A 21,974-nucleotide genomic window follows, 5' to 3' on the forward strand; every position below is an offset into this window, starting at 1 on the left:
CGCCGCCAAGCCACCCCGCGGCGCATCAACACGGAGCCACCACCCCATGCCATCCTTCTTCCCAAGCTGGCCGCTCTCCCGCGGCGGCGTTGTCGCGCCCGATGAGCGCCTGCCCTGGGGCACCACGGGGGTCATGGGGGTGCAGCACCTGGTGGCCATGTCGGGCTCCACCATCCTCGGCCCGCTGCTGATGGGCTTCGACCCCAACCTGGCCATCCTGTTCTCCGGCATCGGCACGCTGGTCTTCTTTCTGCTGACCGGCGGGCGGGTGCCGAGCTATCTCGGCTCCTCCTTCTCCTTCATCGCGGTGGTCATCGCCGTCACCGGCTATGCCGGGTCAGGGGCCAACCCCAATATCGGGCCGGCGCTGGGCGGCATCATCGCCTGCGGCGCGCTCTACGCCGCCATCGGCGTGCTGGTGATGTTCACCGGCTCCGGCTGGATCGAGCGGCTGATGCCGCCGGCGGTTACCGGCGCGGTGGGCGCCTCCATCGGCCTCAACCTCGCCCCCGTGGCGGTGCGCGGCATCGAGGGCACCGGGCCGCATCTGCTGGTGGCGCTGGGTACCCTGCTGGCGACGGCGCTGATCGCGGTCTATGCGCCGCTGCGCATCCGCCGCGTCTCCATCCTGGTGGGCATCGCGGCGGGCTATTTCATCTATCTGCTGCTGGGCAATGGCTTCGGGCTGCTGCCGCCGATCTCCTTCGTGGAAATCTCGGCCGCGCCCTGGCTTGGCCTGCCGCAGTTCCATACGCCGACCTTCGAGACCGGCGCGATGCTGCTGATCGCCCCCGTCGCCTTCATCCTGGTCGCGGAGAACCTCGGCCACATCAAGGCCATCGGCGCCATGACGGGCCGCAACCTCGACCCCTATGTGGGGCGCGGCTTCCTGGGCGATGGCATCGCCACCATGATCTCGGGCGCCGGCGGCGGCACCGGCGTCACCACCTATGTCGAGAACATGGGCGTGATGGCCGTCACGCGCGTCTATTCCACGCTGATCTTCGTGGTGGCGGCGGTGGCCGCCATCGCGCTGGGCTTCTCGCCCAAGTTCGGCGCGTTGCTGCGCACCATCCCCGGCCCGGTGCTGGGCGGGCTGGCCGTGGTGGTCTTCGGGCTGATCGCCTCGGCCATGATCCGGCTCTGGGTCGATAACCGCGTGGACTTCTCGGACCCGCGCAACCTGCTGACGGTGGGCGTGGCGCTGGTGATGGGCGCGGGCAACTTCTCCGTCACCATCGGCGGCTTCTCCATCGCGGGCATCGGCACGGCGACGATCGCGGCCATCGGGCTCTACCAGTTGCTCGGCATCGGGCGGCGGGAGCCGGTGGGCGTGGTCTCCGGCCTTTCCGAGACCGAGACCCGCCCGCCGCACTGAGCGGGCCGCTGGCCGGGGCGCATCCCGCTATGGGATGCGCCCTCAGCGCAGCGTCGGGTCCAGCCGGTCCCGCAGCCAGTCGCCCAGCATCGAGACCGCCAGCGTCGTCAGCACGATGACGACCGAAGGCGCCAGCAGGATCCAGGGCGCGCGCGTCAGGTATTCCCGCCCATAGCCGACCATGTTGCCCAGCGAGGTGCCCGGCGGCTGCACGCCCAGGCCCAGGAAGGACAGCCCGCTTTCTAGCAGGATTATTTCCGGGAAGGCCAACGTCATTGAGACGATCAGGGTGGAAGCGATATTCGGCAGCACATGCCGCCCATAGACCCGCCAGGGCGAGGCGCCGAGCTGTTGCACCGCCGCCGCATAGCCCTGCGCGGCGGCACTGATGGCCAGGCCGCGCGCGATGCGGGCATAGCGTTCCCAGCCATTGAGGCCGAGCAGGCAGACAAACAGCAGCAGCGAATTGCCGAAGAAGGCCAGCACCGCCAGCGCCAGGATCAGGAAGGGCATGGCGGCCTGGAAATCCACCAGCGCCATCACCGCCTGTTCCACGAAGCCGCGGAAATGCGCGGCCAGGAAGCCGAGCGTCACGCCCAGCACCGCCGAGATCACCGTGGCGCCGAAGGCGATCAGCAGCGACATGCGGATGGAGACGATCAGCCGGCTCAGCACATCGCGCCCAAGTTCGTCGGTGCCCAGCGGATGCGACCAGGGCCCGCCCATGAAGACCGGCACCGCCAGGCGGTTGCGCAGGTCCATGGCGGTATAGGCGTAGGGATTGATCCAGTCCGCCGCCAGGGCAACGAAGAGCATCAGACCCACCCAGCCCAGCGCCAGGATGATGGCCAGCGGCACCCTGGCGCGCTTGCGCTTCGGCGCGGCGACGGCGGGCGCGGCGGCCTCGATGGTGATATCGGACATCAGGCTTTCCCCGCCGAGATGCGAAGGCGCGGGTCGAGCACGCCGTAGAGCAGATCAACCAGCAGGTTGGCGGTGACCATGGTGGCGGCCACCAGCAGCAGGATGCATTGCACCACCGCGAGGTCGCGGTTGGCCACGGCCACCACCAGCAGGCGCCCGACGCCGGGCCAGGAGAAGACGCTCTCCACCACCACCGCGCCCGCCAGCAGAGAGCCCACCATGAAGCCGACGATGGTGACGGTGGGGATGGCGGCATTCGGCAGCGCGTGCCGGCGCACCGCGACATGCCAGGGCACGCCCTTGGCCAGCGCGGTACGCATATAGGGCTGCCCCAGCACTTCCAGCATGGCGGAACGGGTGAAGCGCGCCAGCACGGCGGCACCGCCCATGCCCAGGGTGATGACCGGCAGCACCGCATGCCGCCAGCTTTCCTGCCCGCCAGACGGCAGCCAACCCAGTTGCACCGCAAACAGCAGCACCAGCAGCAGGCCAAGCACGAAGGAGGGCACGGTGAAGCCCGCCACGGCCAGGAACATCACGGCGCGGTCGATCCAGGAATTGCGGTGCAGCGCCGCCTGCACGCCGGCCGGGATGCCGAGGCCGACCTTGATCAGCAGCGCAGGGATGGTCAGCGCCAGGGTGGCGGGCACACGCTCCGCCACCAGGTCGATGGCGCTGCGGCCGTCGCGCATGGATTGGCCGAGGTCGCCATGCAGGATGGCGCCGAAATAGCGCAGGTATTGCACCCAGAGCGGATCATCCAGCCCCCAGGCGCGGCGGAAGGCGGCGATGGCTTCCGGCGGCGCGTCGGCGGACATGATCAGCAACGCCGGGTCGCCGGACAGGCGAAGCACCACGAAGGCGAAGGTGACGACCAGCACCAGCGTCAGCAGCGCGCGCGCCAGGCGGGTGCCAAGGAAACGCAGCATGTCAGGCAGCCTTTCGCATCGGCGCGACATCGCCCTGGGCGACGTGGCAGGCGACCATGCGGCCATCGCCGGGGCGCGGCTTCAGCGCCGGCGCCTGTTGCGCGCAGAGCGGCACGGCCAGCGGGCAACGCGGGTGGAAGGCGCAGCCGGAAGGCCGCGCGGCGGGGTTGGGCGGGTCGCCCTGCAGCACGATGCGGTTGCCGCGCCGGGAGGGGTCGGGAATGGCGGAAACCAGCGCCTGGGCATAGGGATGCGCGGGCTCGTGCAGCACGGCGTCCGGCTCCCCTTCCTCGACGATGCGGCCGAGATACATGACGGCGACGCGGTGGCTCATCTGCCGCACGGCGCGCAGATCGTGGCTGATGAACAGCAGGGCGATGCCGCGCTGCTGCTGCAAATCCACCAGCAGGTTCATCACCTGCGCCTGGATGGACACATCCAGCGCGCTGATCGGCTCATCACAGACCAGCAGCACCGGGTCGGTGGCCAGGGCGCGGGCCAGCACGGAGCGCTGCCGCTGGCCGCCGGAGAGTTCGTGCGGATAACGCTCCGCCTGGTCCGGTCGCAAACCGACCTGGCGCAGCAGGGCGTGCACCCGGGCATCGTCGGCCGGAAGGCCATGGATCTGCAACGGCTCGGCCACCTGGGCGCCGATGGTCAGGCGGCGGTCCAGCGCACCAAGCGGGTCCTGGTAGACCATCTGCATCCGCGCGCGCTGGCGGCGCCAGGGCAGGCTGCCGGGGGGCGGCATCGGCGCGCCCTCGAACTGCACGTCGCCCTCATCCGGCGCTTCCAGGCCCAGCACCATGCGGCCGGTGGTGGATTTGCCGCAGCCGGATTCACCGACCAGTCCCAGCGTCTTGCCGGCCTCCAGCCGCAGCGTCACGCCATCCACGGCGCGCACCTCGACCGGGCGGCCCAGCATGCCCCGCCGCATGGAGTAGCGGCGCACCAGGTCGCGGGCTTCCAACAAGGGCGTCATGCGGGCAGCAGCTCCGGCGAGAGGGGCGCGCGGGCGGAAGCCGCGCCGGGGCGGATGCAGGCGGCGCAATGGCCAGGCGTGACCGCCACCAGCGGCGGCGGCGCGGCATCGCAGGCGGCGACATGGCGCGGGCAGCGCGGGGCGAAGGCGCAGCCGGGCGGCATGGCCCAGGGCTCCGGCACCGAGCCTGGGATGGCGGCCAGCGGGCGGCGTGGCCCGTGGATCGGCGGCAGCGCGGCCATCAGGCCCTGGGCATAGGGATGGGAGGGCGCCGCGAAGAGCCGCTCCGTCCGCGTTTCCTCGACGATGCGGCCGGCATACATGACGCAGACCCGCTCGCAGGTCTCGGCGATGACGCCAAGGTCGTGCGAGATCAGCACCAGGGCCATGCCGGTATCCCGCCGGATCTCAGCCAGCAGCGTCAGGATCTGCGCCTGGATGGTGACATCCAGCGCCGTGGTGGGCTCATCCGCCACCAGCAGCTCGGGCTGGCCGGCCAGGGCGATGGCGATCATCACCCGCTGGTTCTGCCCGCCCGAGAGTTCATGCGGATAGGCATCCAGCCGCCGGAGCGCATCGGGCATGCCGACCTGCTCCAGCAGCCGCCGCGCTTCCTCCCGCGCCGCGGCGCCGGAGAGGCCACGATGCAGTTGCAGCGCCTCGGTGATCTGGCGGCCGATGCGGTGCACCGGGTTCAGGCTGCTGGCGGGGTCCTGGAAGATCATGGCGACACGGCCGCCGCGCACGCGGTCCAGCGTGGCGGGCGGGGCGTGCAGGATCTCCTGCCCCGCCAGTTGCACGCTGCCGGTGACGCGGGCCTTGCGCGGCAGCAGCCCCAGCGCCGCCAGCCAGGTGACGGACTTGCCGCAGCCGCTCTCCCCCACCAGCCCGAGTGATTCACCCTTGCCGATGGAGAGCGAGACGCCGCGCAAGGCCGGCGTCCCGTCGAAAGCGACGGCGAGGTCGCGGATCTCGACCAGCGCGGCGCCGGCCATGCTCAGCCGCCCCAGTTGTTGGCGCGGAATTCCATCGCGAAGGCGGGCGCGGCCTTCCACTTGATGTCGCGCCGCTTGGCGGTGAAGGTCGCGTTCTGGTGCAGCACCTGATACACGGGGTCCTCGCGCTCGCAGATCTCCAGCATGCGGCGGAAGGCCTGCTTGCGCTGGGCGTGGTCGGTGCTGGTTTCCAGCACCACCGCCATGCGGTTGCTTTCCTCGTTGCTCCAGAGCCCGACCTGCTGCACCTGCCCATTGGCGCCGAACTGATTGACGATGCAGGAGACAGGATCGTTGAAGGGCGCGCTGGCCGACCAGTCGTAGACGCCGCGCTCGCCATTGCGGTCGAGGATCTGCGTCCAGTTCTCCTTCATCTCGATCTGGACGTTCAGGCCCACGGCCTTCCACATCTCCACCAGCACCTGCGCCGTCGGCGTCTGGTTGGTGTAGTAGTTGTTCAGCAGGCGGTAGGGGATCGGGTCGCCCTTGTAGCCGGCCTGCTTCAGCAGGTTCTGCGCTTCCTTCGGGTCATACTTCGGCGCGGCCCAGTCGGCGACCATCATATCGCCGTAGTAGTCCCACTGAAGGCCCTTCGGCACCAAGGTGCGGCCGGCCCAGAGGCTCTCCACGATCGCCTGCCGGTCGAGGGCATGGGTCATGGCGCGGCGCACCCGCGCATCCCTCAGCACCGCGTGGCTCTGGTTGAAGACGCTGATGCGGTGGTTCAGGATCGTGCCGCCCTGTACCTCGTATTTCGCGTCACCCTCGATGGCGCCGATCTGGTCGGGCGGGATGTCGCAGGCGAATTGCACTTCGCCGGAGCGCAGCATGTTGATGCGCGCCGGCACTTCCGGCACCTCGATGAAGCGGATGCGCTTCAGCGGCGGGCGGCCGCCCCAGTATTCGTCATGCGCTTCCAGCACCAGAAGTTGGTCCGGGCGGAATTCCACTACCTTGTAGGGGCCGGTGGTGACGGGCTTGCGCGCCCAATCGAACCAGGTCTCGGCTTCGGTGAAGGCGCGGCGGCTGATGATCTCGCTGCCATAGCGCGCGAGGCGGCCTTCCAGCGTCACGTCCGGCGTCGCGTTGTGGAAGCGCACCGTGTACTTGTCCACGACCTCCACCCGCGCCAGCGCCGGCCAGGAGCGGCGGGCGACGGCGGGTATCTCCGGCGGCAGTTCCCGCCCGGCGCGGGTGGGAATGCCATCGCCCCGCACGGGAATGGTGCGGCCCTGGGCCGTGGCCGGCGTGTCCCCGAACATGCGGCCGGAACCGAAGGAGAAGGCGACGTCCTCGGCCGTCATCTCATCGCCATTGTGGAACTTCACGCCCTCGCGCAGCTTCAGCTCGATGACGCTGTCGCTAACGCGCTTCCATTCGGTGGATAGCAGCGGGATGGATTTCAACTCATCCAGCCAGGCGCGGCCGATCAGCCCTTCCCAGAGCGAGGAAAAGAAGATCCGCTCGCCCACATTGGACTGTTCGCGCAGCACTTCCAGGGTGTTGGAGTTGCTGATCTTCTGCACGGCGATGCTGATGGTGGGCCGGTTGTCGGCCTGCGCGATGGCGAAGCGCGGCAGCAGGGCCGCGCCGGCACCGGCGCCCAGCAGCGCGCGGCGGGACAGGTTCATCATGGCTGTCTCTCCTCAAGGCCTTGTGGCGTGGAGCGGAAATGGGTCAGCGTGCGCTCCGCGTGCTTCATACGGTGTGACAGGGCACGCTGCGCGTAGCGGGCGACGATCTCGGCATAGGCCGGGTCTTCCGCCAGGTTTTGAAGCTGCGCCGGGTCTGCTTCCAGGTTGAAGAGCAGCGGCGGCAGCGCCGCGAAGTGCACGTATTTCCACTGCGCGTCCTGCACGACGCAGAGCGAGCTGTCGTCCATGCCGAGACCGAGCACGCCTTCCGGCTTGGAATAATGCACGTCGCGGAAATCGTATTCATAGAACAGGTGCTTCCGCCAATCGTCCGGGGCGCCGTCCCGCACCACCGGCAGCATCGAGCGGCCGTCGCAGGCGCGCGGCGGCGTGCCGCCCAGCCAGTCCAGGATGGTGGGCAGCACGTCCACGCTTTCGGTGAAGCAATCCTCGATCTGTCCGGCGGAGTCTGGCGCGTCGGGGTCCTTGATGACCAGCGGGATGCGAAAGCTTTCGTCGTGATAGCCGATCTTGCCGAGCAGGTAATGGTCGCCCAGCTGCTCGCCATGGTCGCTGGTGAAGATCACCAGCGTGTTCTTCCACTGGTCGGTCTCGTCCAGATAGTCGAAGACCTCACCCAGCGCCTGGTCGACTTCCGAGATCATGCCGGCATAGGTGGCGCGCATCTGCGCCACGGTGGCCTCATCCAGCTCGGAGGCCGCACCGCCGGCGCCGTGGAAGAAGGAACCCTGGCTGATACCGTTGAGGTAGAAGGAATGCAGCGGGTGCTGCTTGGCTTCCTCCTGCCAGGTCGGGCCGCGCACCAGCTTCGGCATCTCCGCCGGGTCGTACATGGTGTTGAAGGGCGCTGGCGCGATGAAGGGCGGGTGCGGCCGCCAATAGCCCAGATGCAGGAACCAGGGCTTCTCGCCCTTGCCCTTCAGGTAGGTCAGGGCGCGCTCGGTGAAATAGGCGGTGTCGGAGAGTTCCGCCGGGATGCGGCTGGGGCGCTGCGTGGCGCCGGGGACGGAATCCTCGCCTTCCGGCAGCCAGATATCCTCGCGGTTCTCCGGCAGATCGAAACCCTTCTGCGCCAGCCAGCCGAAATAGCCGTCCATGCTGGGCTCGAAGGCGCCGACGCTGCGGAAGCCTTCCATCAGGTCGCCCAGCAGGGTGAAGCGGAAGTCCTTGTCCGTGGTGCCGCGCGGGTCCGGCGTGGTGGTGGTGTAGCCGATCAGCGCCGGGTCGTAGCCGATACCCCGCAGCGCCTTGCCTAGGTTCATATGTCGGGAATCCAGCGGCACGGTGTTCTGCACCGCGCGGTGGTTCATCAGGTAGAGGCCGGTCAACAGGCTGGCGCGGGCCGGGCCGCAGGGCACGGCGGTGGTGACGTGGTTGCGGAAAGTCACGCCCTCCCGGCACAGCCGGTCGAGGTTCGGGGTCTTGAGGAAATCCGCGCCAAGCGCGGGCACGAAGTCGGCCCGCCACTGGTCCACCACGATCAGAAGGACATTACGTCTTTGCGCCACGCTCATCCGGCCCTCGCTTGTCTGCTGGCCGATTAGCGGCGCAGCGCGACAGGCGAATGACGGCCGTATGACAGATCCGGGACGTCAGGCCCGGCGATGCAACCTCAGACGTGCTGGCCGCCATTGATGTGGATCTCGGCGCCGTTGATGTAGGACGACTGCGCGGAGCAGAGGAAGAGGATGGTATTGGCCACCTCCGCCGGCTCCCCCAGCCGGTGCAGCGGGATCAGGCGCTGGATGATGTCCTCGGTGCCGGGGGACAGGATGGCGGTGTCGATCTCGCCGGGCGCGATCGCGTTCACCCGGATGCCGTGCGGGCCGAATTCATGCGCCATCTCCCGTGTCAGCGCCGCCAGCGCGGCCTTGGAGCAGGCATAGGCCGGCCCGGCGAAGGGATGGACGCGGGAGCCGACGATGGAGGTGACGTTCACGATGGTCCCCCCTGCCTCCTTCAGCGGCCCGAACAGCCCCTTGGCCAGCGCGGCGGTGGAGAAGAGGTTGACGTTGAAGACGCTCATCCAGGTCGAGGGGTCGGTGTCCAGCAGCCCCATGCGGCCGCCGCCGGGCAGCTTGGGGGAGATGCCGGCGTTGTTCACCAGCGCGTGCAGCCGGCCATCCGGCAGGCGGCGCTTCACCTCCTCCACCAGCGGGGCGATGGAGACAGGGTCGGCCAGGTCGGCCTGAAGGTGGCTCTCCCGCGCCTCCGGCCAGCGGCACTCCTCCGAGAAGGGCTGGCGGGAGACGGTGAGGATGCGCCAGCCCTCCGCCTGGAAGCGCTTCACCGTGGCATGCCCGATGCCGCGGCTGGCGCCGGTCAGCAGCATGATGGGTCGGCTGGGGGCCATGGGATCATCTCCGGCGGGTTCGGCTGCTTTCTGTGTGCCAGCCCTGGGCGGGCGGCGCCAGAGACCATGGAGGCGCCCGGGCGGGTGAAAACTCTCTCCACGGTTGCGGCTTTTATGGGGGAGGATTGGCAGGAGTGCGCGGCATGCAGTGCAGGCTGGACGGTCAGGTGGCGGTGGTAACGGGCGGCAGCTCGGGGTTGGGACGGGGCATCGCGCTGCAATTCGGGCAGGCCGGAGCCTCGGTGGTGGTGAATTATTTCAGCGGCGAGGAGAAGGCGAAGGAGGTCGTGCGGGAGATCGAGTCCGGCGGTGGCCGCGCCATCGCCGTGAAGGCCGATGTCGCCCAGCAGGAGGAGGTGAATGCCCTCTTCGCCAGGGCGGTGGAGCAGTTCGGCGCCGTGGACATCCTGGTGGCCAACTCCGGCATCCAGAAAGACGCCGCCTTCACCGACCTGACGCTGGACGAGTGGCGGAAGGTGATCGACACCAATCTCACCGGCCAGTTCCTCTGCGCCCAGACCGCCGTGCGGCAGTTCCGGAAGCAGGGCGACCGGGGGGTTTCCCGGGCACGCGGCAAGATCCTGCACATGAGCTCGGTGCATGAGGCCATCCCCTGGGCCGGGCATGCGAATTACGCGGCCTCCAAGGGCGGGGTCTCACTGCTGATGCGGACCCTGGCGCAGGAGGTGGCGGAGGAAGGCATTCGCGTGAACGGCATCGCCCCCGGTGCCATCCGAACCGCCATCAATGCCGATGCGCTGCAGGGCGAAGGCGAAAAGGAAGTGCTGAAGCTGATCCCCTACCATCGCGTCGGCGACCCGGAGGATGTGGCGCGCGCGGCGCTCTTCCTGGTCTCCGACATGGCGGATTACGTGGTGGGGGCCACGCTCTTCGTGGATGGCGGCATGACGCTCTATCCTGGCTTCCGCGACAATGGCTGATGGTGGGATGAAGGCGGGCTCCGAAGCAGCATCGGCGCCCGAGATGGCCGGGACCAGGGCTGAGATCCCCCGGCGGATCGAGGATCACTCGGCCATCGGCGACCTTTCCACGGTCGCGCTGGTCGGGCTGGATGGCACGATCGACTTCCTGTGCTGGCCCTGCTTCGATAGCCCCAGCATCTTCGCGGCGCTGCTGGACCCGGAGCGCGGCGGCCATTTCGCCCTGGCGCCGGATATCCCCGACGCCACCATCCGGCAGATGTACCTGCCGGACACCAATGTGCTGCTGACCCGCTGGCTGGGCGAGACGGCCAGCGCCGAGCTGCTGGACCTGATGCCGGTGGTTGAGGAGGATTGCGCCGCCGGCACCCGGCTGGTCCGGCGCATCCGCGCCACCCGCGGCCGTGTCACCTTCCGCCTGCGCTGCGCGCCGCGTTTCGACTACGGCCGCGTGGCTTCCACCGCCTCCGTCGAGGACGGGCATGGCTGGATGCGCCCGGAGCAGGGCGACCCCCTGCGCCTGAGCGGCCCCGCCACCTTCCGGGCCGAGGGCGGCGACCTAGTGGCGGAGATCGTGCTGGAAGCCGGGCAGCAGGCCGACTTCGTGCTGGACAGCAGCGGGGCCACCCTGGCCAGCACAGACGAGATCAGCGAGCTGCTGCGCCGCACCATCGAGCATTGGCAGGCCTGGGTGGACCATTCCACCTATCGCGGCCGCTGGCGGGACATGGTCATCCGCTCGGCGCTGGTGCTGAAGCTGCTGACCTCGCGCAAGGACGGCTCGGTGCTGGCGGCGGCCACCTTCGGCCTGCCGGAGGCACCAGGCGGCAGCCGCAACTGGGATTACCGCGCCTGCTGGATCCGCGATGCCTCCTTCACCGTCTATGCATTGATGCGCCTGGGCTATGCGCGGGAGGCGGATGCCTTCAACCACTGGGTGAATGACCGGGCGCGGGAAGCCGGGCCGGATGGGCGCCTGCGCATCATGTACGGCGTCAACGGCCATACCCGGCTGGAGGAGCAGGAGCTGGACCACTTGGCCGGCTATGGCGGCGCCCGTCCCGTCCGCATCGGCAACGAGGCCTTCGAGCAGGAGCAGCTCGATATCTATGGCGAGCTGATGGACTCCATCTACCTGAGCAACAAATACGGCCGCGCCATTTCCTACGATGACTGGCAGGGCGTGCGGCGCGTCATCGACCATGTCTGCGAAAGCTGGCACCTGCCCGATGCCGGCATCTGGGAGATCCGTGACAAGCCGCGTGAATTCCTTCATTCCCGCCTGATGTGCTGGGTGGCGGTGGACCGCGCCGTGCGGCTGGCGCTCAAGCGCTCCCTGGCCGCGCCTTTCGACCGCTGGATCGCCGTCCGCAATGCCATCCAGGACGATATCTGGACGAATTTCTGGAACGAGGAGCGCGGCCATTTCGTCCGCAGCAAGGGTGGCACGACCCTGGACGGGTCCATGCTGATGATGCCCCTGGTGCGCTTCGTCGCCGCCACCGACCCGCGCTGGCTGGCGACGCTGGACGCCATCGGCGAACAACTGGGCGACGAGGGCCTGATCTACCGCTACCGCGAGCCCGATGGGCTGGATGGGGAGGAAGGCGCCTTCGCCGCCTGTTCCTTCTGGTACGTGGAATGCCTGGCCCGGGCGGGGCGGATCGCCGAGGCGCGCTTCTGCTTCGAGAAGATCCTGCACCACGCCAACCACGTCGGGCTTTATGCTGAACAATTCTCCATGCGCGGCACATTCCTGGGCAATTTCCCGCAGGCCTTCACCCATCTGGCGCTGATCAGTGCCGCCGTTTACCTCGACCGCGAAGTGAGCGGAGGCAAGCCCGCGGAATGGCGGCCCTGATATCAGCCTCCGGCAGGGAGTTTGTTCCTGGCGCGATCCTGGCTAGGCTGTCCCTGAATGCGCCGAAGGGCGGCCGCAACGAGGAAACGGGGAAAAGCACCGATGTCAAACGGGCTGCGCAAGGGACTTACCAGCTACGGCGATGCCGGCTTCTCGCTCTTCCTGCGGAAGGCCTTCATCAAGGCCGCCGGCTATTCGGACGACGCGCTGGACCGGCCCATCATCGGCATCGCGGATACGGCCAGTGACTTCAACCCCTGCCACGGCAATGCGCCGCAGCTGGTGGAAGCGGTGCGGCGCGGCGTGATGCTCTCGGGCGGGCTGCCGATGGCCTTCCCGACCATCAGCATCCACGAGTCCTTCGCCCATCCGACCAGCATGTACCTGCGCAACCTGATGGCCATGGATACGGAGGAGATGATCCGTGCCCAGCCGATGGATGCCGTGGTGCTGATCGGCGGCTGCGACAAGACGCTGCCGGCGCAGGTGATGGGCGCCGCCAGCGCCGGCATCCCCGCCGTGGTGCTGCCGGTGGGGCCGATGGTGGTTGGCCACCACCGTGGCGAGGTGCTGGGCGCCTGCACCGATTGCCGCCGCCTCTGGGGCCAGCACCGCGCCGGCAAGATCGACGAGGCGGAGATCGAGGTGATCAGCGGCCGCCTCGCCCCCTCCGTCGGCACCTGCATGGTGATGGGCACGGCCAGCACCATGGCCTGCATGCTGGAGGCCATGGGCCTTTCCCTGCCCCATAGCGCCGCCATTCCAGCCCCCCATGCCGAGCGCCTGCGCTGCGCCGAGGCCACCGGCCGCGTGGCGGTGGAGATGGCCCGGCGCGGCGGCCCGGCCCCCGGGAAGCTGCTGACCAAGGGCTCGCTCCGCAATGCCATGGTGGTGTTGCAGGCGATTGGCGGCTCCACCAACGGGCTGGTGCATCTGGCCGCCATCGCCGGGCGGCTGGGGCTGGCGCTGGACCTGGAGGAATTCGACCGCATCGGCCGCGAGGTGCCAGTGCTGGTGGACCTGAAGCCCAGCGGCGACCACTACATGGAACACCTGCACCATGCCGGCGCCGTACCGCGCCTGTTGCAGGAACTGGAGCCGCATCTGGACCTGGATGCCCCCACGGTGCTGGGCGGCACGCTGCGCGACTACCTCGCCCTGGCCGAGGACGTGCCGGGACAGACCGTGATCCGCCCGCGCAGCAATCCGCTGAAATCCACCGGCGGCATGGCGGTGCTGCGCGGCAATCTCTGCCCCGGTGGCGCCGTCATCAAGCATGCCGCCGCCACCCCTGCCCTGCTGCGCCATACCGGCCGCGCCGTGGTCTTCGACAGTGTCGAGGACATGACCGACCGCATCGACGACCCGGACCTGGAAGTCTCGGCGGAGGATGTGCTGGTGCTGCGCAATGCCGGACCCAAGGGTGCGCCGGGCATGCCGGAAGCGGGCTACCTGCCCATTCCGAGGAAGCTGGCGCAGCAGGGCGTGAAGGACATGGTGCGGATCTCCGACGCCCGCATGTCCGGCACCGCCTTCGGCACCATCGTGCTGCACATCACGCCCGAGTCCGCCATCGGCGGGCCGCTTGCGCTGGTCCGTACCGGGGACCGCATCGCGCTGGATGTGGAGGCACGCAGCCTGGAACTGCTGGTGGAGGCGGAGGAGCTCGCCCGCCGCGCCACCGAGGCACCGCCGCCCCGCCCGGCGCCGCGTCGTGGCTATGCCAAGCTCTTCCACGACACTGTCTTGCAGGCCGACCAGGGCTGCGACTTCGACTTCCTGACCGGCCCGCCGGAGGAGCCCGGCGCCTAGTTCAGCACTGCCCGAGGCGGTCGAAGACCACTTCGCCGCCCCGGATCGTGATGTCGCAGTGGGCCTCCGAGCGCAGTTGCTCGGGGTCAATCGTGAAAAGGTCGTGCGACATCACGGCGATATCGGCGAAATGGCCGGGCACCAGCCGGCCCATCCGGTCCTCGGCGAACTGGGTATAGGCGCCGCAGGCGGTATAGGTGTGCAGCGCCTCGGCCATCGAAAGGCGCTGCTCCGGCCCCAGCAGTGTGCCGGCGCGGCTGCGGCGCGTGGTCATGGCATAAAGGTTCTTGAAGGGATCCGTGGCGCAGACCGGCGCATCGGTGCTGGCGGCCGGATGCAGCCCGGCCTCCAGCCAGCGGCGCATGGGGTGCGAGGCGTCCGTGCGGTCCGCGCCCAGGTTGCGGAGGTAAAGGTCACCGAAGTCATAGAGGAAGACCGGCTGCGGCACCGGGTCGATGCCCGCCGCCACCATGCGGCGAAGCTGGCTGTCGTTGAGGAAGCCGCAATGCTCGATGCGGTGGCGCCGGCCCAGCACCGGCTGTTCTGCCGTGCCGGCGCGCTCGATGCCCGAAAGCACCTGCTCGATCGCCGCGTCACCGATGGCGTGGATGGCGAGCTGGTAGCCCATGGCATGGTAATGGGCGAGATACTGGTGCATCTCCCGCTCCGGCAGGCAGAGCACGCCGTGGTTGCCAGCCTCGCCCACCAGATAGGGCTGGCTCATGGCGGCGGTGAGGCCGCCGGCGCTGCCATCGGCGAAGACCTTTATGGCGCCGTAGCGCAGCAGCCCCACCTCCCGCCCGAAGCGGTAGCCGGCGGCATGCGCTTCCTCGGCAATGCCATCCGGATTGCCGTAGAGGCAGGTCCAGGTGCGCAGCGGCAGGCGGCCGGTGCCGGCAGCTTCCTCGAAGGCCGCGATCTCCTCCATGCCGCCATTCATGCCGGCGGCGGCTTCCATGGTGCTGGTGATGCCCTGGGCCAGCATGCTGGTGCCGGCACGCTCGATGGCGGCGACCAGTTGCTCCCGCCCCGGCTCCGGCATGACGCGGGAGACCAGCCGCATGGCGCCTTCCGCCAGCAGGCCGGTCAGGGCGCCGTCGCGCCGCTCGATGAGCCCGCCCTCGGGCACCGGCGTCTCGAGGTCGATGCCGGCCGCCTGCAAGGCGCGGCTATTGGTGATGGCGATATGGGAGCAGGTGCGCTTCACATAGACAGGATGGTCCGGCGCCACGGCGTCCAGTTCCCGCACAGTGGGGTGGCGCTTCTCCGCCAGCTCGTTGTGGTCATAGCCACTGGCGACGATCCAGCTTCCAGGCGGCACCTGCCGCGCGGCGGTGGCGATGCGCTCCAGGATCACTGCGATGCTGTTGGCGCCGGTATCCGCGCGCAGCCCAACCTCCAGCATGCCGAGGCCCAGCGGCACCAGATGCATATGGGCGTCGTTCAGCCCCGGCACCGCCAGGCGTCCCGCGAGGTCGATGGTCCGGGTGCCTGGCCCGGCCAGGGTCGCGATCTCGGCGGCGCTGCCGGCCGCCAGCACCTTTCCGCCGGAGATGGCCAGCGCCTCCGTGAAGCCCACCGCGAGGCCGCGGAAGATACGGCCGCCGGTCAGGATCAGATCCGCAGAACTCATGCATCGCTCCTGTTGCGGGCGCCGCGCTTGGCGGCGGCCCGGGGCTTGCCGGCCCTGGCCGGCCCGCGCTTCAACGCCTCAAGCTGTGACACGCCGCTCGGCTGCGGCGGATCGTCGGCGAACTGGATCTCCGCCAGGAGAAAATCGGTGGTGCTCTCGATCTCGTCGCGGATGGCGGCACCGGCCGCCACGCCGTCGCCCGCGCGCAGCGCCGCCACGGCGGCCTTGTGGCGGGTGAAAGGCGCCTTCCAGCGCAGCAGTGCGGCGCGCGCGCCCCAGTACATCGGCCCGCGCCGCAGCCAGAGCGTCTCGATGATGCCCAGCAGCATCGGTGCGCGCGCAGCCCGGTAGATATCGAACATGAAGTGCTGGTTCTGCGTCAGCACCGCTTCCATGTCGCCGCGCGCCAGCGAGGCTTCCAGCGAATCGATCCATGTCTCCAGCCGCCGCAGGCCCGGCTTGTCCATGTTCGGGGCGGCGAGGCTGGCGGCCAAAGGCTCGAGCTGCGCGCGGATGGCCCGCAGCTCGATAAAGGAGGTGCGGGTCAGCAGCGGCACCACCGCGGTGCCGGAGGGCAGCACTTCCAGCACCTGCTCCGCCACCAGGCGTTGCAGTGCCGCGCGCGCCGGCATGGGGCTGGTGCCCAGTGCCGCCGCCACCTGCCGTATGGAGAGCCGGTCCCCGGGCACGAAGGTCCCGCCCATCAGCGCGCGGCGGATGCTGTCATAGGCGCGCTCCTCCAGCGAAGGTGCGGATTCTGTGACATCCGTGATTGCACTTGCAGGCATTTTGTTATCACATTATCAGCGTCAGCACGCCTTGTATCAGATGAAGGATACGAGCGCGACACTGAAGCCAGGCTTGACGGATATCTTTCGCGCGACCGCCCTGCGCCATGCCGGCGAGGCCGGCGCCAAGGGGGTGGTGTGGCCGAGAGCATTTTCTACGTCGTCGAAGTATCGCTTCCCGACAAGGACCTTCCCGAATTCGCGGAATGGTACGCGACGGTGCATGCACCGCACCTGTTCCAGGCCGGCTTCAACAACTGCACCTCCTATCTCGCCGTCTCCGGCGGCATGTCGGTGGTCGATATCTATCAGGCGGACGACTGGAGCATGTTCGAGGCCCCGGCCTTCGAACGCTACCGCGGCATCGTCTTCACCGAGCCCTACCGCCCCAAGGTGCTGGCGGAGGTGGAGAATACCCGCACCGTCTACGTCCACCACGCGCGGACTCCATTGCCCTCCCGCGCCCCGGATGCCCCCCTGGATGCCGACTGGATCACGATCTGGCGCTTCGCCGGGGATGAGGGCAGCGAAGCGAGGCTCGCCGCGTGGCTGGAGGAATCCGGCGCGGCGGCCCTGGGTGCGGCGCAGGTGCGGTTGCTGCACCGGGGCAAGGATGCGCCGACCGGCACGTCCTTCCGCCCACCGCTGGCGCTGGTGCTGGAATGGCCAGACCGGCCGCCAGAGGAGCAGGCCTTGCTGAACGCCCTGCCCGACTGGCTGCGCGCGGATATCGACACGGCGCAGGGCTTCACAGGATGCCGCCTCTACCCTTGGGCGAATAACCCGGCGCTTAAGGCGGAAGTCGCCCGCCGCGTCGCAGCAGCGGGACGTTGATGACCATGGCCAGCCAGCTTTTCTCTCCCATCCAGTTGCGCGGGCTGACGCTGCCCAACCGCATCGTCATCGCGCCCATGTGCGAGTTCAGCGCCGAGAACGGCAATGCCACGGACTGGCACCTGATCCATCTGGGCCATCTGGCACTCTCCGGCGCCGGCCTGCTGATCATCGAGGCGACGGGCGTGGAGCCGCGCGGCCGCATCACCCCGGAATGCCTCGGCCTTTACAATGACGAGAACGAGGCAGCACTGGCCCGCGTGCTGGAGGTGGCGCGCAAATACAGCAAGATGCCGATCGGGCTGCAGCTTGGCCATGCCGGCCGCAAGGGCTCCCTGCGCAACCCGGCCGATGGCCAGGGGCGCGGCCATGCCACGGAAGCCGAGGGCGGCTGGCAGACCATCGGCCCCTCGCCCCTGCCCTTCGCGGCCGATTGGCCCGCGCCAAAGGAAATGGACCGGCAGGACATGGACGAGGTCAGCGCCGCCTTTGTCCAGGCCACGGTGCGTTGCGAGAGGCTGGGCATCGACCTGTTGGAGATCCATGGCGCGCACGGCTACCTGATCAGCAGCTTCCTTTCCCCGCTCGCCAACCAGCGCCACGATTCCTATGGCGGCAGCCTCGAGAACCGCATGCGCTTCCCGCTGGAGGTGTTCGAGGCGGTCCGCGCTGCATGGCCGGAGCACAAGCCCCTGGGCGTGCGCTTCAACGGCACCGACTGGGACGAGCGCGGCATCAGCACCGAGGAAGCCGTGCTCTTCGGCCAGGCGCTGGCGGCGCGCGGCTGCGACTATGCGGATATCTCCTCAGGCGGCAATGGCTTCGCGAAGATCCCTAGCGGCCCGGGCTATCAGGTGCGCTTCGCCAGCAGGGTCAAGGATGGCGCGGTGATGCCCACCATGGCCGTCGGGCTGATCCGCGAGCCCGCGCATGCGGAGGCCATCATCGCCTCCGGCCAGGCCGATATGGTGGCCATCGGGCGCGGCTTCCTCAACGATCCGCGCTGGCCCTGGCACGCGGCCGAGGAACTGGGCGTGAGGATCGAGGTGCCCTTCCCCTATTCGCGCGCCGCCACCCGCGCCGACATCCCCTCCTACGCACGGTGAATGCCGCCATGGACTTCGCAGCCCGCAAGCAGCTCGACCCCGCCCGGCGACTGCAGATGCTGGAGGACGCGGAAGAGATCCGCTGGATGAAGGCCTATTACGCGCAGGTCTGCGACGATAAGTTCACCAAGGACCATGTGGCCAGGCCGCAGGAGGAGATCGACGCCGCCGTGCGCCCGATGGTGGAGCGCGTCTTCGCCGAGGACGCGGTCTGGGGTGGTTCCCCCAATGGCGAGCCGCCGATCCAGGGACGCGAGGCCATTTTCCAGCGGCTGCGCATCAGCACCTGGACCTTCGCCATGCACTACTACGTCAACCCGGTGATCGAGGTCGACGGCGACCGCGCCCATGCCCGCTGGATGCTCTGGGAGCCCTGCACGGCCGTGGACACCAACACCGCCATGTGGATGTCGGCCGTCAGCGAGGATGACTACATCCGCACGCCCGCCGGCTGGCGCCTGAAGAACTATGTTGTCCATTACAAGTTCCTGACGCCTTTCGACCGCCCCTGGACGCACCGCTGAAGCCCCCCTCCCTCTGACGCAAAGGCATCGTCATGAAGCGCCGTACGCTGCTGACAGGACTTTCCGCCGCCATCGCCGCGCCCCGGATCGGGCGCGCGCAGGGCAGCCGGGTGCTGCGCTTCATTCCGCAGACCGACCTGACGGTGCTGGACCCGATCTGGACCACCGTCTACGCCACGCGCGAACACGCCAACATGGTGTTCGACACGCTCTATGGCACCGACAGCCAGTACCGCGCTTCGCCGCAGATGGTGGATGGGCATGTCGTCGAGAACGACGGCAAGCTCTGGAAGCTGACGCTGCGCGAAGGGCTGAAGTGGCATGATGGGGAGCGCGTGCTGGCGCGGGACTGCGTGGCGAGCATCCAGCGCTGGGCCAAGCGCGACCCGTTCGGGCAGGCGCTGCTGGACGCCACGGACGAGCTTTCGGCGCCAGATGACAGGACCATCCAGTTCCGCCTGAAACGCCCCTTCCCGATGCTGCCGGCGGCGCTGGGCAAGCTGCCCTCGCTGATCCCGGCGATGATGCCGGAGCGGCTGGCGAAGACAGATGCCTTCACACAGGTCACGGAAATGGTGGGCTCCGGCCCCTTCCGCTTCCTGCCGGATGAGCGGATCTCCGGCGCCCGTGTCGCCTACGGGCGTTTCGCGGATTACGTGCCGCGCCCCAGCGGCACCTCGGACTGGACCGCCGGGCCCAAGGTCGTGCATGTGGACCGGGTGGAATGGACGGTGATCAACGATCCCGCCACCGCCGCGGCCGCCCTGCAAAGTGGCGAGCAGGATTGGTGGAACTACGCGGTCTCCGACCTCATTCCGCTGCTGAAGCGGGCGCCGAACCTGAAGGTGGAGGTGCTCGACCCCTCCGGCCTCTTCTGCCTGATGCGGCTGAACCACCTGCAGCCACCCTTCAACAACCCCGCCATCCGCCGCGCGCTCTTCGGCGCCATCAACCAGACGGACTTCATGACGGCGGTCGCGACGGATGACCCGTCGATGTACCAGGTGCCGACTGGCTTCTTTCCCCATGGCACGCCGCTGGCCAGCGATGCCGGCATGGGCGCCATCAGCGCCAGCCCGGACTACGACAAGGTGAAGCGCGACCTGAAAGCCGCCGGCTACAAGGGCGAGAAGGTCGTCTTTCTGGCGGCCACCGACCCAAGCTTCGTCAAGTCCCTGGCCGATGTCGGTGCCGACATGCTGCAAAGGGCCGGCATGAATGTCGATTATCAGGTCAGCGACTTCGGCACCATGATCACCCGCCGCACCACCCGCGCCCCGGTGGAACAGGGCGGCTGGAGCGCCTTCATGACCGCGCTGGCCGGCATCGACATGCTGAACCCGGCGGTGCAGGCGCAGCTGCGCGGCAACGGCGCGAATTCCTGGATCGGCTGGCCCGACAGCCCGCGTATCGAGCAGTTGCGCGGCGAGTGGTTCCAGGCGCCGACGCTGGAGGCGCAGCAGGAAGCCGCGCGGCAGATCCAGCTCCAGGCCTTCCAGGATGTGCCCTACCTGCCCGTGGGCCAGTTCTCCCAGCTCACGGCCTATAGCCGCAAGCTGAGCGATGTGCCGCGCGGCTATGCCCTCTTCTGGAACGTGCGCAAGAACGCCTGACCCGAAAGCTCTCTGCCATGAACCGTCGTGATTTCCTGAGGGTTTCCGCGGCGGGGCTCACCGCGCCGTCCCTCGCCCAGGCGCAGGGTAGCCGCGTGCTGAAGTTCATTCCGCAGAATGACCTTTCGGTGCTCGACCCGATCTTTGCCGCCGTCTATGCAACGCGCACGCATGCGCTGATGGTCTTCGACACGCTCTATGGCCAGGATGGCAGCTTCCGCGCCTCGCCGCAGATGGTGGAAGGTCATGTCACCGAGGATGATGGCCTGACCTGGCGCCTGACGCTGCGGGACGGGCTGAAGTGGCACGACGGGGAGCCTGTGCTGGCGCGGGACTGCGTGGCCAGCATCCAGCGCTGGGGCAAGCGTGACCCCTTCGGGCAATCGCTGATGGCGGCCACTGACGAACTGGTGGCGGGTGACGACAAGACCATCCGCTTCCGCCTGAAGCGCCGCTTCCCGCTGCTGCCGGATGCATTGGGCAAACTGCCGACGCTGCTGCCGGTGATGATGCCGGAACGGCTGGCCCGCACGGATGCCTTTACCCAGGTGACGGAGATGGTGGGCTCCGGCCCCTTCCGCTCCCTGGCGGATGAGCGTGTCTCCGGTGCCCGCGCCGCCTATGCGCGGAACGCCGATTACGTTCCGCGTTCCGGCGGCAGGCCGGAATGGACAGCCGGGCCCAAGGTCGTGCATCTGGACCGGGTGGAATGGACCACCATCACCGACCCCGCCACCGCCGCGGCCGCCCTGCAGAGCGGCGAGCAGGACTGGTGGGAATACGTGGCGAACGACCTGGTGCCGGTGCTGCGCCGCGCGCGCAACGTCAAGGTCGCGATGCAGGAATCCACCGGCATCCTGAATGCCCTCCGCATGAATCACCTGCAGCCGCCCTTCAACAACCCGGCCATCCGGCGGGCGCTGCTGGGTGCCATGAACCAGGAGGATTTCGTCATCCCCGTCGCGGGGTCGGACCCCGCCATGTGGCATGTGCCGACCGGCTTCTTCACGCCCGATACGCCCATGGCGAATGATGCGGGGCTGGAGGTGCTGACGGGGCCGCGCGACTACGACAAGGTAAAGCGCGACCTGGCGGCGGCTGGCTACAAGGGCGAGCGCGTGGTGCTGCTGCTTGCCACCGATCCTGCCTTTGTCGGCACCCTGGGCGAGGTAGCAGCGGATATGCTGCGCCGCGCCGGCATGAATGTGGATGCGCAGGTCATGGACTGGGGCAGCTTCATCAGCCGCCGCGCCAGCAAGGAGCCTGTGGAGCGGGGTGGCTGGAGCGCTGCCATGACGGCGCTGTCGGGCCTGGATATGGCAACGCCGGCCGTGCAGTCCGTGATCCGCGGCAATGGTGCCGCCGCGCTGTTCGGCTGGCCGGACCTGCCGAAGCTGGAAGCGCTGCGGGATGAATGGTTCATGGCGCCGGACCTTGCCAGCCAGCAGCGCCTGGCGCGGCAGATCCAGCAGCAGGCCTTCGAGGACCTGCCCTATATCCCTGCCGGGCAGTTCTTCCAGGCCACGGCCTATAGCACGCGCTTGAAGGATATTGTGCCGGGTTATTCCGTATTCTGGAACGTGAAGAAGGACGCGTAGAACGCGCCCTTCACCTTTTCAGCTGCCGCGCAGGCGCGGGCGTAACCT

At 68.6% G+C, this 21,974-nt stretch carries 18 protein-coding genes; 9 read left to right on the forward strand and 9 right to left on the reverse strand.

The genetic code is table 11. From position 1 onward, the window contains the following. Positions 1–46 precede the first annotated feature (46 nt). Positions 47–1,378, forward strand: a complete 1,332-nt coding sequence (locus EBE87_RS14745) for a solute carrier family 23 protein (protein ID WP_120639595.1) — start codon at positions 47–49, stop codon at positions 1,376–1,378. 42 nt (positions 1,379–1,420) lie between these two features. On the opposite strand, the gene EBE87_RS14750 is transcribed toward EBE87_RS14745, so the two are convergent. The 7 genes from EBE87_RS14750 to EBE87_RS14780 form a co-directional block, all read right to left on the reverse strand. Beyond that, the gene (locus EBE87_RS14750; protein ID WP_120639596.1) at positions 1,421–2,302 is read right to left on the reverse strand and encodes an ABC transporter permease; all 882 of its coding nucleotides are present in this window, start codon (positions 2,300–2,302) and stop codon (positions 1,421–1,423) included. Further along, positions 2,302–3,231 (reverse strand): ABC transporter permease, encoded by a 930-nt coding sequence (locus tag EBE87_RS14755; protein ID WP_120639597.1) that lies wholly within the window; start codon positions 3,229–3,231, stop codon positions 2,302–2,304. The genes EBE87_RS14750 and EBE87_RS14755 overlap by 1 nt, the downstream gene beginning before the upstream one ends. 1 nt (position 3,232) lies before the next feature. After that, a complete protein-coding gene (locus EBE87_RS14760; RefSeq protein ID WP_120639598.1) occupies positions 3,233–4,213 on the reverse strand; it encodes an ABC transporter ATP-binding protein in 981 nt (326 codons plus the stop codon). Continuing rightward, on the reverse strand, positions 4,210–5,208 hold the full coding sequence (locus tag EBE87_RS14765; protein ID WP_122140054.1) for an ABC transporter ATP-binding protein: 999 nt from the start codon (positions 5,206–5,208) through the stop codon (positions 4,210–4,212). The genes EBE87_RS14760 and EBE87_RS14765 overlap by 4 nt, the downstream gene beginning before the upstream one ends. Before the next feature lie 2 nt (positions 5,209–5,210). Next, positions 5,211–6,839 (reverse strand): ABC transporter substrate-binding protein, encoded by a 1,629-nt coding sequence (locus EBE87_RS14770; RefSeq protein WP_199707156.1) that lies wholly within the window; start codon positions 6,837–6,839, stop codon positions 5,211–5,213. Further along, positions 6,839–8,371, reverse strand: coding sequence for a phosphoric/sulfuric ester hydrolase PehA (pehA, locus tag EBE87_RS14775; RefSeq protein ID WP_199707148.1), 1,533 nt, complete (start codon positions 8,369–8,371; stop codon positions 6,839–6,841). The genes EBE87_RS14770 and pehA overlap by 1 nt, the downstream gene beginning before the upstream one ends. A gap of 104 nt (positions 8,372–8,475) precedes the next feature. Continuing rightward, positions 8,476–9,216 (reverse strand): SDR family NAD(P)-dependent oxidoreductase, encoded by a 741-nt coding sequence (locus EBE87_RS14780; RefSeq protein WP_120637020.1) that lies wholly within the window; start codon positions 9,214–9,216, stop codon positions 8,476–8,478. A gap of 143 nt (positions 9,217–9,359) precedes the next feature. On the opposite strand from EBE87_RS14780, the gene EBE87_RS14785 reads away from it, so the two are divergent. From EBE87_RS14785 to EBE87_RS14795, 3 genes are all read left to right on the forward strand, one after another. Further along, on the forward strand, positions 9,360–10,157 hold the full coding sequence (locus tag EBE87_RS14785) for an SDR family oxidoreductase (protein ID WP_120637019.1): 798 nt from the start codon (positions 9,360–9,362) through the stop codon (positions 10,155–10,157). A 43-nt stretch (positions 10,158–10,200) separates the two neighbouring features. After that, on the forward strand, positions 10,201–12,018 hold the full coding sequence (locus EBE87_RS14790; RefSeq protein WP_199707146.1) for a glycoside hydrolase family 15 protein: 1,818 nt from the start codon (positions 10,201–10,203) through the stop codon (positions 12,016–12,018). A 102-nt stretch (positions 12,019–12,120) separates the two neighbouring features. Further along, positions 12,121–13,830, forward strand: a complete 1,710-nt coding sequence (locus EBE87_RS14795; protein WP_120637017.1) for an IlvD/Edd family dehydratase — start codon at positions 12,121–12,123, stop codon at positions 13,828–13,830. Position 13,831: 1 nt separating this feature from the next. On the opposite strand, the gene EBE87_RS14800 is transcribed toward EBE87_RS14795, so the two are convergent. Together EBE87_RS14800 and EBE87_RS14805 are read right to left on the reverse strand one after the other, a co-directional pair. Further along, positions 13,832–15,463: an amidohydrolase gene (locus tag EBE87_RS14800; RefSeq protein ID WP_120637016.1), complete on the reverse strand. Its 1,632-nt coding sequence runs from the start codon at positions 15,461–15,463 to the stop codon at positions 13,832–13,834. After that, positions 15,460–16,251, reverse strand: a complete 792-nt coding sequence (locus tag EBE87_RS14805) for a GntR family transcriptional regulator (RefSeq protein WP_120637015.1) — start codon at positions 16,249–16,251, stop codon at positions 15,460–15,462. The genes EBE87_RS14800 and EBE87_RS14805 overlap by 4 nt, the downstream gene beginning before the upstream one ends. A 138-nt stretch (positions 16,252–16,389) precedes the next feature. Here EBE87_RS14805 and EBE87_RS14810 point away from each other — a divergent pair, with 138 nt between their 5' ends. From EBE87_RS14810 to EBE87_RS14830, 5 genes are read left to right on the forward strand one after another with little or no spacing between them, the layout of a single operon-like run. Next, complete coding sequence (locus EBE87_RS14810; RefSeq protein ID WP_120637014.1) at positions 16,390–17,085, forward strand: hypothetical protein; 696 nt, start codon at positions 16,390–16,392, stop codon at positions 17,083–17,085. Further along, on the forward strand, positions 17,085–18,191 hold the full coding sequence (locus EBE87_RS14815) for an NADH:flavin oxidoreductase/NADH oxidase (protein ID WP_233553075.1): 1,107 nt from the start codon (positions 17,085–17,087) through the stop codon (positions 18,189–18,191). Before EBE87_RS14810 ends, EBE87_RS14815 begins: the two co-directional genes overlap by 1 nt. Positions 18,192–18,199: 8 nt before the next feature. After that, positions 18,200–18,715, forward strand: coding sequence for a nuclear transport factor 2 family protein (locus tag EBE87_RS14820; protein ID WP_120637013.1), 516 nt, complete (start codon positions 18,200–18,202; stop codon positions 18,713–18,715). A 32-nt stretch (positions 18,716–18,747) separates the two neighbouring features. Then, positions 18,748–20,328, forward strand: coding sequence for an ABC transporter substrate-binding protein (locus EBE87_RS14825; RefSeq protein WP_120637012.1), 1,581 nt, complete (start codon positions 18,748–18,750; stop codon positions 20,326–20,328). Between the two features lie 17 nt (positions 20,329–20,345). Continuing rightward, complete coding sequence (locus EBE87_RS14830) at positions 20,346–21,926, forward strand: ABC transporter substrate-binding protein (protein ID WP_120637011.1); 1,581 nt, start codon at positions 20,346–20,348, stop codon at positions 21,924–21,926. Positions 21,927–21,974: the final 48 nt, after the last annotated feature.

It is taken from the genome of Teichococcus wenyumeiae (genome assembly GCF_003696345.1).
Lineage (GTDB): Bacteria > Pseudomonadota > Alphaproteobacteria > Acetobacterales > Acetobacteraceae > Pseudoroseomonas > Pseudoroseomonas wenyumeiae.